Consider the following 13083-nt stretch of genomic DNA (forward strand, 5'->3'; position numbering starts at 1 on the left):
GATGTCAGATAATACTCAGGGGGAGATATGTCATATGTTTATGGCCTGGTAGATTCATTGCAGGGCACTGAAATGGTGGGAATGGCGGGAGCAGGAGACAGAAAGGAATGTGTGTTCTTAGTTCAGGTATATGCACATGTAGGGCATACCGGAACGTGGAAGCAGGGGCGGAAAGTTTTCGGAGATAAATCGATCCGCAGAGGAACAGCAATCGCGACTTTTGTGAATGGGAAATATCCACCGAGGGAAGATGCTCATAAACATGCTGCTTTCTATCTCGAACAAGATGATTCGTATATTTATGTTATGGACCAGTGGACAGGTAAAGCCTCGAATGTATCGGCGCGCAAAATCTCCAGAAAAGGCGGAATGCGCAGTGATGGATCCTATCCTGATGCCAGTAATAATGCGGAAGCTTTTTATGTTATTGAGTAGAGAATAGATGCTATGGAGACGCGTTTTATTTTTTCTCTGTTATTGGGTTATATATTGTTTTATCCACAATATGTTGCAGCGTGGGAAGTCAGTTGTCCCGTGTTTATCAATATAAAATCCTCAACGACAGTACTGGAGTCGGATGTACCTACATCGTGGCAGGAATCTTCCCGTTATGAACCCCGTCTGTGGCTGGACGGCGTAGGGATGTCGCAGGGAAAACCTGAAAACCGGATAGATCTAAAACCAGAGACAGAGAAAATAAAGGGTGAAACCAGGCAAATATGGGATACCACAATGAACAGTAATCAGGATAGTGAACGTTACTGGGTTTCCTGTATTTATAACCACGGACAGGTTTGGTTATCACAACCAGTACCTGCATCGGCGACACGGTGTCAGGCATCTTCTCTGCCGGGTCAGCGGGAACAAGGAGAGTCACCGGTATCTGTGATATGTAAATAAATATAATCCATTCAGTTTATGAATTAATTACATGCCGGTATCTCATTACCGGAAATTATACAGCCTTCTGTTCTTCTGAAATTAAGGAGAGGGGGTTCTGTACGGCAATGATTTACCTGTATCCAGATGTACAGATAAATCAGAGATTATTTTTAAGTAATTCTTAATAAGGAAATGAAAATGGCTTATGACATTTTTCTGAAAATTGACGGCATTGATGGCGAGTCAATGGATGACAAACATAAAAATGAAATTGAGGTACTGAGCTGGCGCTGGAATATCCATCAGGAGTCCACCATGCACGCAGGCAGCGGTCTGGGATCCGGTAAAGTCTCCGTGACTAACCTGGAGTTTGAACATTACATCGATCGCGCCAGCCCGAATCTGTTCAAATACTGCGCCTCCGGTAAGCATATTCCGAAGTCCATCCTTGTCATGCGTAAAGCAGGCGGCAATCCACTGGAATACCTCAAGTACACCTTTACTGACCTGATTGTGGCTGTGGTTTCCCCCAGTGGTAGCAAGGAGGGCGAGATAGCTTCCCGCGAGAGAGTCGAACTCTCTTTCAGCACCGTGAAGCAGGAATACGTGGTGCAGAACCAGCAAGGTGGCAGCGGCGGCACCATCACCGCAGGCTACGACTTCAAGGCCAATAAAGAAATTTAAGCGGTACTTTTCCGGCCCGGTAAATAGCCTGGCCGGTTTTTATTATTTGATTTTAAAGGAAATTACAGTGAATAAATGGCGTAACCCCGGTGGGTGGTTATGTGCGGTAGCTTTGTCTTTTGTCTGCCTGCTTTCCGGGTGCAGCATTGACAGCGACGACGTGCCGGACCTGATGTCACAAAGACTCGATCTGGTGATTAAGGCTTCCGATAAGGTGAATCCTGACAATCAGAAAAAAGCCGCGCCCATAGAGATACGCGTTTATGAACTGAAAAATGATGCAGCCTTCACGGCGGCGGACTGGTGGTCACTTCAGGACAATGACAAGGCTGTTCTTGCCGATGATTTACTGCACCGCGACAGTTTTATCTTGCGCCCGGGCGAGGAGAAAAAACTGCGCCGCTCTCTCAATAAGGAAACCACCACGCTGGGGATCCTCGCCGGATACCGCAATCTGGGAAAATCGGTCTGGCGAGCCACATATAAAATTCCTGATCCACCGGAAAAAAGTTGGTACAGCCGCTTTATGCCGAAGAAAAAAGTCGAACTGGATGCTGACATAGAGCAAAGCGCCATCGTGATTAAAGAACGGGATGAGTAAATTATGAGTTGGAATAACCGGGTGGTCTGGAGTGAAGGACAATTTTTGCTGCCACAGATGTTTCAGCAGCAGGAACGCTATCTGGAACACGTTATTCACTACCGCAGTCTGCCGCTTTCCCCCTTTTTCTGGGGCTTCAGTGAATACAGCATTGACAGTGAGGCGCTGAACATCGGCAAACTGGTACTGAAAGAGGCTGCCGGGGTGTTTGCGGACGGTACGCCGTTTAATGCGCCGGGCCATACGCCGCTGCCGCCGCCGTTGGCCATTCTGCCGGAGCATCTTAACCAGCAGATTTGCCTGGCAGTGCCGGTACGCACGCCGAACAGCGAGGAAACCAGCTTCGACAATAACCCGGAATCGCTGGCGCGCTTTTCGGTGCATGAAAATGAAATTCGCGATGCCAACTCGCTGGGGCGTGGCGCACAATTGTTGCAGCTCAGCCACCTGCGCCTGCGCCTGTTGCCGGAAAAAGCAGTGACGGATGCGTGGATCGGCCTGCCGCTGACGCGCATTACGGCTCTGCATCCCGATGGTCGGATCGAGCTTGACAAAGATTTGATCCCGCCAGTGGTGAACTACCAGGCAAGTCCTCTGTTATGTGCACTGGCGCAGATGCCCCGCGAACTCGCCCCTGGTTTTATCGAACATTACCGCGCCCTGCTAGAGCGGGAGGTTCGCCGATATCAGACGCTGTGCGACCAGGCAAACCTGCGCCGCGAGCATGTGCTGGCGGTTCGCTATTGCTTGTGTACGGCGCTGGATGAAGCTGCCAACAATACAAGCTGGGGGCGACGTGGGGTTTGGGCTGGAAAAAGCCTGCTGATCACCTTTCATGGCGAAAGTGAAGGTGGCATCAAGCTGTTTCAGATAATTGGTCGTCTGGCCTCCAGCTTCCAGGAGCACAGCGATGTGCTGGAAATCATTTACCACATACTGGGGCTGGGTTTTGAGGGGCGTTACAGCGTGCGCCCCGACGGGCGTAAACAACTGGACGATATCCGCCAGCAACTGCTGACTCAACTGATCCAGCGCCGCGATCCGGTAACACCAACACTTTCGCCTGGTTTCACCGGTGCCGTCGGCGGTCGGATTCGGCGGATGCAGCGAGTGCCTGTCTGGCTGAGTGGCGGAATAGCCCTGCTGGTGATGTTGACCTTATTTGGTTTTTACAACTACCGGATGAGTCTCGCCACAGAAGCCGTACAGCAGCGTATTGATGCCATTGGTAAACACCTTCCACCGCCACCGGTTCCGGTACATAAACTGCGGCTGAAAATTCTGCTGGCGAATGAAATCACCCGTGGCTTGCTGACGGTGGAGGAAGATGAGCATCACAGTCGGGTGGTCTTCCGGGGCGACACGATGTTTGTGCCGGGGCAGAAAACCGTGAATGACGCGCTCCGCCCGGTGATTGATAAGGCCGCGCGCGAGATTGCGCGAGTGGGGGGCGCAGTGACGGTGACTGGTCACACTGACAGCCAGCCGATCCATTCTGCGGAATTCCCATCTAACCAGGAGTTATCGGAAAAAAGGGCGACGGAAGTGGCTACGCTGTTGAAGTCCGGTGGTGTTTCTACCAGTCGAATCCGGGTTGTCGGGAAGGGGGATACCGTGCCGGTGGCTGATAACCGCACTAAAACCGGACGAGCGCAGAATCGCCGGGTAGAAATTCTGGTGGTGGAGTAAATTAATAATGGAAAAGCTGGAGTGTAATGCGTCTAACCATTCGCCAGTGTGGGGAGTAACAGAATTTATATTCTGGAAACTGGCGCCTAAAAAATGGGGGGGAGGAGTAGCATTTGGGCGTTATTTTAAAGATGGTTGGATGAAGCATAACAGCCTTTTGATCAATGCAGCTGCAAATGCCTGGCATTTACCTGCTCCCTTGCTTGCTGGAGTTTGTTGGATTGAAGTAGTGGGAGATCCTCAGATTGTAGACACGTTGGCATTTGAATTTCGTGCTATGAGTTGGAGTGGGCCTGAGTGGGTTGATGAACATATCACAATAGCTTCGAAACCAGAAAAAACATCTTTTGGTGCGGTGAGTATGCAATTGCGAACTGCAGCCAAAACACTCGGGCTTGATGAGACTAAAATGGATAATTCTCAGTTGCGTGAGTTGGAAAATTACCTCCAACATGATGTCTTTAATATAAAATTAGCTGCAAGGCATCGCTATCAATTGGCTGAAAAAGATGGCTTTCAGGTATCCTTACCTCACCTGACAGAAGAACAAATAAGAATTATTGAAGCTCGTTATAATCGAGGTATTTCTCTTAGTCTGGAAAAAATAAAGCAAGATACCAGCTATGGCGATTTTATTATCAACAACTGGTTGCATTTCTCTGGTTTATTAATGACTGTCTGGGAGTCCTCATGAGAAAAATAATTAAGATAACAGGATGGTTATTATTCATTATGGGGTTGGTCACTATCATGCTTTTTTCCGGGAATGAGTATCAGTGGATGCAGGATATGGAGCCTTCAATAACAGCATTGCCTCAGAGAAATGGAAATAGAGAGGTAATCAGAAGATTAATTTATTTTATTTCAGCGGCTATTCAGATTGTTCTTTATTTTCTTTCAGTATCACGTACAGGAAAGGGGGTTTCAGTCCTGGGTATTTTGCTATTACTGATTATCGCATGGAGCTCTGAACAATAATGCAAAAATTTCTCAGTCTGCTGTTTTCCCGCCGCGCATTGGCGATTGTCGGCGTGGTGATGCTTGCGCTGCTGGTCTGGTTTATCGGACCGCTGGTGGCGTTTGACACCCTGCATCCGCTGGTGTCCGTGAGCAGTAGGGGGGTGACCATCGTTCTATTACTGATGCTGCTCATCCTGTGGCTGGTGAACTGGTCAATGAGCATTATTGGCGTTACGGTTCTGTGCCTGATCATCGGTTTTGTGTCACCGTTGCTGGCCTTTGGCGACGTTCGCCCGTTTGCGCCACTGTGGCTGCGTCTGACGCTTATCGGCCTGATCCTGCTGACTTATGCACTATACGGCCTGTACCGCCTGTGGCGGGCGCTGCGCCTGGATGAACAATTGCTGCGCCGTTTCCTGCATCCACGCGGGGAAGACGTGCCGGTGGCCGGGGAAATTAAAGCTGATTTGCGCACCGTCAGCAATATTGTCACCCGCGCCATCCGGCAACTAAAACAACTACGAGTAGATCAGCCATTCTGGCGTAAGGCACTGGAAGGAAAGCGTTTTCTGTACGAGTTACCGTGGTTTATGGTCATCGGCAGTCCGGGCGATGGTAAAACTACCGCGTTGCTCAACACTGGATTGCAGTTCCCACTAGCAGAACAGATGGAACAGACCGTACATATCCTGAATGTACCTGGTGGCGGCACGCTGCATTGCGACTGGTGGTTTACCAACGAAGCGGTACTTATCGATACCGCTGGGCGCTATGCCCGCCACGATGATGGCGGCGAAACGAACGCGACACAGCGTAACGCCGGAGAGTGGCAAGGATTTTTGGGGTTGCTGCGAAAACACCGCCCCAACGCGCCGTTGAACGGCGTGCTTCTGACGCTGAACGTGGCAGATCTAACCGCGCAGTCATCGGCAGAACGCCTGGCTACTTGTGCAGCCCTGCGTGCACGGCTGGCAGAACTGAGAGAGACGCTAGGGATCCGTTTTCCTGTGTATCTTATTGTCACAAAAATGGATCTGTTGCCGGGCTTTACGGAGTATTTTCGTGGTCTTACCAGTCACCTTCGTACCCAGGTATGGGGCTTCACTTTGCCTTACAGCCGGAAACGTAATTCCGCAGATCTGCAGTCGCGACATGCGCTCTGTGGGCAGGAACTGGCAAATCTGACGCTGCGGCTGGATCAGGGGCTGGATACCCGGTTGCAGGAAGAGTACGACCTTAAAAGCCGCCAGCGGCTGTATCGCTTCCCGCGTGAATTTGCCGCGCTGGGCGCGCCATTGCTGGAAGCCATTGAACAGATCTTCCTCGATTCAAAATTCGATGCCACCCAGCTTAACAACACCTTGCGCGGCGTATTTTTCACCAGCGCGGCACAGGCGCAGGCGGACGCCGTGGCAGACCATACGGGCATCTGGCCGCGTTTTGTCCGGGCAATAAAAGGGAAGGCGGATTCACCGTCTCATACCCTGCCGGACGGCAACCGCAGCTATTTTCTCCACGATCTACTGAAACAGTTAATCTTCCGCGAAGCGCACCTGGTGGAGCCGAATCTCCAGTGGGCATGGCGTTACCGGCTACTGCGTACCGGCGGGCATCTGCTGGTACTGGCGCTGGCTTTCTGGTTATGGCAGGGAATGCAGGGCAGCCAGCAGGGTAACAACGGGTATCTGAATGAAATCGCCACCCGGACGGCTAAACTGGATACTGATGTCAAAGCCTATACCGGAAAACCTGCGATGCCCCCGGTTCCCGCATTACTGAACCAGGCGCGGGCGCTCTCTGCCTGGCCGGGGCTGGATCCGGACTCACCGCCGCTGGCCTGGCGTTACGGGCTGTACAGCGTTCCGCCGGTGATGGAGAGTGTGGCCTCTCTGTACGACCGCCTGCTGGACCAGCTGCTGTTGCCGCCGCTGGTGAAACGCATGGAATATGTGCTTTCGGATGCGATAGCACGTCAGAACAGCAAAGCCGCCTATGACACCCTGCATGTTTATCTGCTGCTGAACCTCGATAAAGACCACGAGGACAAATACAACGCGGCGGAAATTCACTCATGGGTACTGAATGACCTGGACAACCGCGACAGCGTGGCGGAGTTTGGTGGTCGTGCAGCCGTGCTGGAACATATCGACGCTCTGTTTGACGGTAGCCGCGTAGTGCATTCGCCCTACGAAAAAGATGAGGGGTTGATCCGCCAGGCGCGAACTTTCCTCGATGGACACACCAGCACTGAGCGTATCTATGCCCGTGCACTGGCTTCTATGGAGAGTGAAGCACCGCAGGAGTTTTCGCTGGTGCGCGCTGTAGGGGCAGATGCTGGAACCGTCTTTGTTCGCACGGATGGCGCGCCGCTGGATCGGGGCGTACCGGGCATCTTCACCCGCGAAGGCTACCGGGACTTATTCGACAAACGACTGCCTGAATTTGTTGCCGCAGCGTCAGCGAATGATGCCTGGGTGATGGGGCGGGAAAATGCGCAAAAAAAAACGACTGAGAGTGTAATGAGTCAGCTACCGGGACAGGAACTCCCGGTTACCCGTGAAGTCCGTCGCCTGTACCTGACTGAATATGCCCGCCGGTGGCAGGATTTTCTGGTCAGTATTCACAGCATCAACAGCGCCGGGGAGGACGGTGGTCCGGGGCTGGCCTATGATCTTCAGGTGCTCCGTACCCTGGCCTCGCCAGATTCACCGTTGATGCGGCTGAGTAAAGCCGTGGTGGAGCAGACCACCCTGGTACCGCCGCTGGATGCACAGGCCAGACAAAAGCAGATGGCCCAGCGAGCGCAGGATCGGCTTTCCGGTAATGCGGGAAAAGCGGTACAGACGGCGAAGCTGTTCCTGGACATCCATCCAGAAGAACGTCTGGAGAAAACGCTGGTGGATGATCGTTTTGCCGCATTGCGGGAAGTTGTTTCCGGGCGTATGGACAGCGGACAAGGGGGCGGTGCACCACAGCTTAATTCGCTGCTGACGATGCTCAATGAATATTACACCCAGCTCACCATTGCAGACAGTGCACTGGCGGCAAGCACATTACCGGGCCGCATTTCGGCTGCGGATAAACTTCAACTGGAGGCAGCAAAACTACCCGCGCCGCTGAAAAATATTCTGCTGGATTTAACACTACAGGGGACACGCAAAATCAATGCCGGAACGGGTGAAGTGCTGAATGCGCAAATGGAGGCGGTGATCGGTGATGAGTGCCGTGACGCCATTGACGGGCGCTATCCCTTTACCGACAGCCCGCAGGAGGTCAGCGCGGACGATTTTAACCGTATCTTTGCCAGCGGCGGCGTGCTGGATGCCTTCTGGACGAAACAACTGGCCCCGCTGGCGGACATTGCCAGCAATCCGTGGCGTTACAAACCGACCGAAGGCAACATGACGCTGCACGGGCCAGATCTGGTGCCGTTTCAGGAGGCAGAACAAATCCGCCGCGTCTTTTTTAACGGGGAAGGCGGGAAAAAGTTTTCCTGGGCGATGCAGGTCCGCGTCGTGGATATGGATCCGGCCATCACCGAGCTGGTGATTGACATTGATGGGCAGGTGCTGCGTTACGCTCACGGCCCGGTCAGGCCGCTAAAAGTGAACTGGCCGGGGCCGCGTAATGGCTCAATGGCGGAAATCACCGCCAGCCCGCGCATCCGCCAGGACACCTCGACGCTGCTGACGAACGGGCCGTGGGCGCTGTTTCACCTGCTGGACGCGGGTAACGCGCAGGATACAGCGGTACGGGGAACGCAGCAGGTGGAGTACAGTTTTGATGGGCGACGGGTAGTGCTGGAAATCACCGCCGGGAGAGACTTTGACCCGGTGAACCGGGGACTACTGCAACGTTTCGCCTGCCCGGAGAGGGCGCTCTAATGCGCCGTGCTACGGCAGTATCGACCCCGTCGATGTTCGGTAGGTTGCCGGACCAGCGTGATTATGTGCGCTGGCGGGTGAGCGCGAACGAAGGACAGGTGTGGCAGGCGTGGCTGAACCAGCAGACGTGGCTTGGGCAGGGGCGGCATATTGTACTGCCGGAAGGAACGGATGCCGTGACGACGGGAGAGAATGACGGTTGGATGCACTTATCACCGCGTGAAAAGTCGGTGCTGCCGGAGCACCATCCGCTGCCGTGGAGCTTCGTCCTGTCGCCGGGGTTTTTACCCATTGGCGGGCGTGATGAATGGATGACAGGGGTACTGACCGCCTCGCGAGACAGCACGGGCAGGCCGTGGCCGCTGGTGATTTACCAGCGTGCCGGACGGGAATGGCTGGAAGAGAGTCTGGATGAAACGCAAGGCTGGCTGTACTGGCTGGCAAGACTGGCGGCAGTACATGTCTCACCACAGACAGAACGCTGTGGGCGGCTGGCGGAGCAGGCAGACCAGCTGTGGGCGATGTGGCGACCGGGGCCGCGCTGGGCGCAGTGGTTGCGTGGTTTGCGGCGTGTACCGCAGCGCAGCCGGGAACTCACCGACCTGCCGGACGCACCGGTAGTGGAACTGCCCGGCGTGCGGCACCTGCCGTGGCCGGGCTGGCCGGACAAAATGCTGACACAGGCACAACAAGGGCAGGGGTGGTTCTGGCAGCAGAACAGCGAGGGGCGGTATGTGGATGCGCTGCGGCTGGAGAAAAAATCATGTGCCACGAATGCTGAGAATAGCTATACAAAAATATGACGATAAACGTGTAGATGGGAAACAAATATACCCATGAAATTCAAGTTGATTGCTATCTTCAGGCTATCCCTGGTCCCGTCTGCGTTGGTGGATAAGCAAGCATCTTCAGGTTTATTGGATATATAGCAATATACGGAGGTGAACATGGGTAACTCTCATGATGAGGCTATTCAGCAGGCATATGATGCTTATGACGATTTAATGCTGGATAAACGATATATCAGGGACAATGATGCCTGGGGCGATTTAAGAATTGACCGTGAAAATGGTGCAATCTCATTATTGCTGAGATGGAAATATAATTGGATAAAAAGATGGGATGCAAAAACTGATTGGACAGATATGGAGAAAAATGCCTTTCATGGGAAGGTTATTTTTGTCATTAATCAAACATGGAATAATAAGGTTTTTTTATCCGTTTCTGGGAAGTCTGAGTTTGTTAGTAAGTTTAATGGTAAGGACTTACCCTTCACAATAGAAATAATTCAGACTGATCGTCATGGGTATTGGGATGTAGTAGTGTTTAAAATTGATAATGATGATCCAAATAGCTTTCGTCAGAGTAACATTGTCTGGAATAGTCGATACGTTGAATTTGACTCTAAAGATATAGTTGCAGCAGCTAAATGTCTTGGCTCATCAAAAGTTTGCCATGAGCAAATAGGGCTGTCTCACGAGCTTGGGCATATTATTGGATATCTTACTGATGAATACTATAGTGACGATGCAGATAAAGCAACTACACCATTCTCCGGCGACGCCAGTGCGTTAATGAATATTGGTATGGAACTGCGCTCTCGTTATATGGAAAATGTCATTGAGCGGTTAAATAGAATGGTTCCGGGTTCTGAATTTTTTGTGAAAAGCGTAAAAAAATGAAGCTAATATACGCTGTGATTATTTTTTTGATAGTGGGTGGGGCGAAAAATAGCATGTCTGATATCCCTGAACATGCTTATCTGAATGCGAGTGGTGTGTATAATGGAGTTGAAGAGAATGTTTTATTAAATAACTATGGTAAGCCAGAGCATGAATTTATAAAGCCTCGTTATAAACTTGTCGGCGAGTATTATATCGAAATTGAAAATACCTATCGCTCAACAAATCCTGAATTCAAAAATATCTCCATCAAAGAAATGTTTTGGCATTTGCGGCAGGATTTAAATCTTACATGTTTTTTTCATTATAAAGATGGACAGTGGCGGGTTATTTCTTATTTTTTCTGGTCGCCGGGCGCTAAATTCTAATCCGATATTAAAGGAATAAATATCATGAGTTTTGTATCTGCGGGTAATAAATCTGGCAGTAACGGTGGGCCAGCTATCTCCACGCCACCGATAGCCGGAGAAAGTAGTGCTATAAGCGCAAGTTCAGCCGCAACCGATGTAGCTGATGCAGCCGAACAGATGGCAGAACAGGCAGTTGCAGATCTATTTGGTGCGCTTCCAGAACCGTCAGGACTGGTTAAAGCTGCAGTAGCTGCTGCGCAGGCCGCCGCCGCCGCGTCAGGGATCTCGGATATGGCTGGTGCAGCTCAGGATGCGGCGGCATCGCTTGCTGCCGCTGGTTCGGGGGCGCATAACGTCACAGTAAGTGGTAGTGCGGTGCCGGCGCAGATTCTGCTGTTTGCAGGTATGAATGGTTCGGAAGGGCTTGGGAATCTGTTTTCCTATACAGTACAGCTTAAAACGCCTGACACCCTGAACCTCGGATATGTCTCCCCTGCTGCCAATCTGCCGCTCAAACCGATGGTGGGCAAAGACATGTGTGTCAATATCGAACTGGACGGTGGTGGCAAACGGCATATCAGCGGGCTGGTGACGGCTGCGAGGGTAGTCGGTCACGAGGGGCGCTCAGTCACGTATGAATTGCGCATTGAACCGTGGTTGAAGCTGCTGACCCACACCAGCGACTACAAAGCCTTCCAGAACAAAACCGTGGTGGAGATTCTCGATGAAGTCCTGGCTGAATATTCTTTTCCGGTGGAAAAACGGCTGGTGGAAAATTATCCCCCCCGCGCCTGGCAGGTGCAGTATGGTGAAACCGATTTTGATTTCATCCAGCGCCTGATGCAGGAATGGGGTATCTACTGGTGGTTTGAGCACAGCGAGAACAGCCACACGCTGGTACTGGCTGATGCCATCAATGGTCATAAAACGTGCCCGGACTCGCCGCTGGTAGAGTGGCACCAGGAAGGACTGAAGCTCGATAAGGAATTTATCCACACCATTACGGCCAGTGAGAGGCTGCGTACTGGAAAGTGGGTGCTGGACGATTTTGATTTTATGAAGCCGCGTTCACTGCTGAAAAGTACCGTGGCTAATCCGCGTGATACCGGTCATGCTGAATATGAGCATTACGAATGGCCTGGTGATTACTTCACTATGGGGGAAGGCGAGATGCTGACGCGCATTCGTATGGAAGCGCAGCGCAGCCCTGGCAGCCGGGTTGGAGGGGCGGGGAATATCCGCACCCTCATGACTGGTTACACCTTTACGTTGATGAATCATCCGACGGCGGAGGTCAACCAGGAATATCTGCTGGTGCAGACCACACTGTTTTTACGGGACAATGCGCAGTACAGCGGCCAGGACCAGCATTTTACCTATGTCACCACGTTCGAACTGCACCCTACCAGTGAAGTCTACCGCCCACAGCGAACCCTGAGCAAACCCCATACCAAAGGCCCGCAGAGCGCCATCGTCACCGGTCCGGCGGGGCAGGAGATCTGGACGGATAAATATGGCCGGGTGAAGGTGCAGTTTGGCTGGGATCGTTATGGTAACAATGACGAAAACAGCTCCTGCTGGGTCCGTGTTAGCTATCCGTGGGCGGGAAAAGGATTCGGCATGATCCAGATCCCGCGTATTGGCCAGGAAGTGCTGGTGGATTTCAAAAATGGTGACCCGGATTTACCCATCATCGTGGGGCGGACATACAACCAGGACACGATGCCGCCGTGGGGATTGCCTGGTGCAGCGACGCAAAGTGGGTTTTACAGCCACACAATTGGTGGGGGGCCGACGAATGCCAACGCCCTGCGTTTTGAGGATAAACCTGGTGGGGAAGAGGTCTGGTTGCATGCCGAGAAAGATCAGCGCATTGAAGTAAATAATAATGAAAGCCACTGGGTGGGGAATAATCGACTTAAAGTTATTGATAAAACAGAAACAGCGATTATTGGTGAGAAACGTTCTCTTACAGTTCAGACGGATGATACTTCCCTTGCCGGAGGAGATAAAACAATTCAGACCGTACAGAATTTACGCTTTGCAGCGGGAGATTCCATTATTCTTAGCTGCGGAGAAACTATCCTACAAATGACCAGTGACGGAATATTTAATATAACCTGTAAGAACTTTAATATTACTGCAACAGAGAACGGAAAAATAAATACACAATCAGGGCAGCTTGATTTAAACATGAATGACAGAAAGGCAGATATATCGCCGCCTGGCACATTAGAGAAAACTACTCTTCAGACGGCGATAGATATCACCTTCATGACTGAAAAATAAATCACAACCATTATTAAATATTTTATTCAAAGGGACTCTTTCCATTATGACGGAATATTATG

11 protein-coding genes and 2 pseudogenes are annotated in these 13083 nt (G+C 51.6%); all 13 read left to right on the forward strand.

The window, feature by feature from the left end:
* Window positions 1-27 precede the first annotated feature (27 nt).
* The 13 genes and pseudogenes from A7Z29_RS21395 (at window position 28) to A7Z29_RS21450 (ending at window position 13021) form a co-directional block, all read left to right on the forward strand.
* Window positions 28-435, forward strand: coding sequence for a BPSL0067 family protein (locus tag A7Z29_RS21395; protein ID WP_105281423.1), 408 nt, complete (start codon window positions 28-30; stop codon window positions 433-435).
* 12 nt (window positions 436-447) lie between these two features.
* The gene (locus A7Z29_RS23950; protein WP_094184950.1) at window positions 448-900 is read left to right on the forward strand and encodes an STY0301 family protein; all 453 of its coding nucleotides are present in this window, start codon (window positions 448-450) and stop codon (window positions 898-900) included.
* A gap of 180 nt (window positions 901-1080) precedes the next feature.
* Window positions 1081-1566, forward strand: coding sequence for an Hcp family type VI secretion system effector (locus A7Z29_RS21405; protein ID WP_000312804.1), 486 nt, complete (start codon window positions 1081-1083; stop codon window positions 1564-1566).
* Window positions 1567-1633: 67 nt separating this feature from the next.
* Window positions 1634-2167, forward strand: coding sequence for a type VI secretion system lipoprotein TssJ (gene tssJ, locus A7Z29_RS21410; RefSeq protein ID WP_032224536.1), 534 nt, complete (start codon window positions 1634-1636; stop codon window positions 2165-2167).
* 3 nt (window positions 2168-2170) lie between these two features.
* A pseudogene (gene tssK / locus A7Z29_RS23835) lies at window positions 2171-2770 on the forward strand (type VI secretion system baseplate subunit TssK); the annotation flags it as partial.
* Window positions 2753-3856: pseudogene (tssL, locus tag A7Z29_RS21415) on the forward strand (type VI secretion system protein TssL, long form); the annotation flags it as partial. The pseudogenes tssK and tssL, both read left to right, overlap by 18 nt.
* A 7-nt stretch (window positions 3857-3863) precedes the next feature.
* Window positions 3864-4550 (forward strand): hypothetical protein, encoded by a 687-nt coding sequence (locus tag A7Z29_RS21420; protein WP_105290788.1) that lies wholly within the window; start codon window positions 3864-3866, stop codon window positions 4548-4550.
* Window positions 4547-4834 (forward strand): hypothetical protein, encoded by a 288-nt coding sequence (locus A7Z29_RS21425; RefSeq protein ID WP_001226254.1) that lies wholly within the window; start codon window positions 4547-4549, stop codon window positions 4832-4834. The genes A7Z29_RS21420 and A7Z29_RS21425 overlap by 4 nt, the downstream gene beginning before the upstream one ends.
* On the forward strand, window positions 4834-8700 hold the full coding sequence (gene tssM, locus A7Z29_RS21430) for a type VI secretion system membrane subunit TssM (protein WP_105290789.1): 3867 nt from the start codon (window positions 4834-4836) through the stop codon (window positions 8698-8700). The genes A7Z29_RS21425 and tssM overlap by 1 nt, the downstream gene beginning before the upstream one ends.
* A complete protein-coding gene (locus A7Z29_RS21435) occupies window positions 8700-9503 on the forward strand; it encodes a TagF domain-containing protein (protein WP_001250472.1) in 804 nt (267 codons plus the stop codon). The genes tssM and A7Z29_RS21435 overlap by 1 nt, the downstream gene beginning before the upstream one ends.
* 144 nt (window positions 9504-9647) lie before the next feature.
* Window positions 9648-10382, forward strand: coding sequence for a hypothetical protein (locus A7Z29_RS21440; protein WP_000528403.1), 735 nt, complete (start codon window positions 9648-9650; stop codon window positions 10380-10382).
* 53 nt (window positions 10383-10435) lie between these two features.
* Entirely contained in the window at window positions 10436-10750 is a 315-nt protein-coding gene (locus A7Z29_RS21445) for a hypothetical protein (protein WP_001280221.1), read from the forward strand.
* A gap of 24 nt (window positions 10751-10774) precedes the next feature.
* Window positions 10775-13021 carry a type VI secretion system Vgr family protein gene (locus A7Z29_RS21450; protein WP_105279568.1) on the forward strand — a complete coding sequence of 749 codons (2247 nt, stop codon included), beginning with the start codon at window positions 10775-10777 and terminating at the stop codon, window positions 13019-13021.
* Window positions 13022-13083 lie beyond the last annotated feature (62 nt).

It is taken from the genome of Escherichia sp. MOD1-EC6842 (genome assembly GCF_002965705.1).
Taxonomy (GTDB): Bacteria; Pseudomonadota; Gammaproteobacteria; order Enterobacterales; family Enterobacteriaceae; genus Escherichia; species Escherichia ruysiae.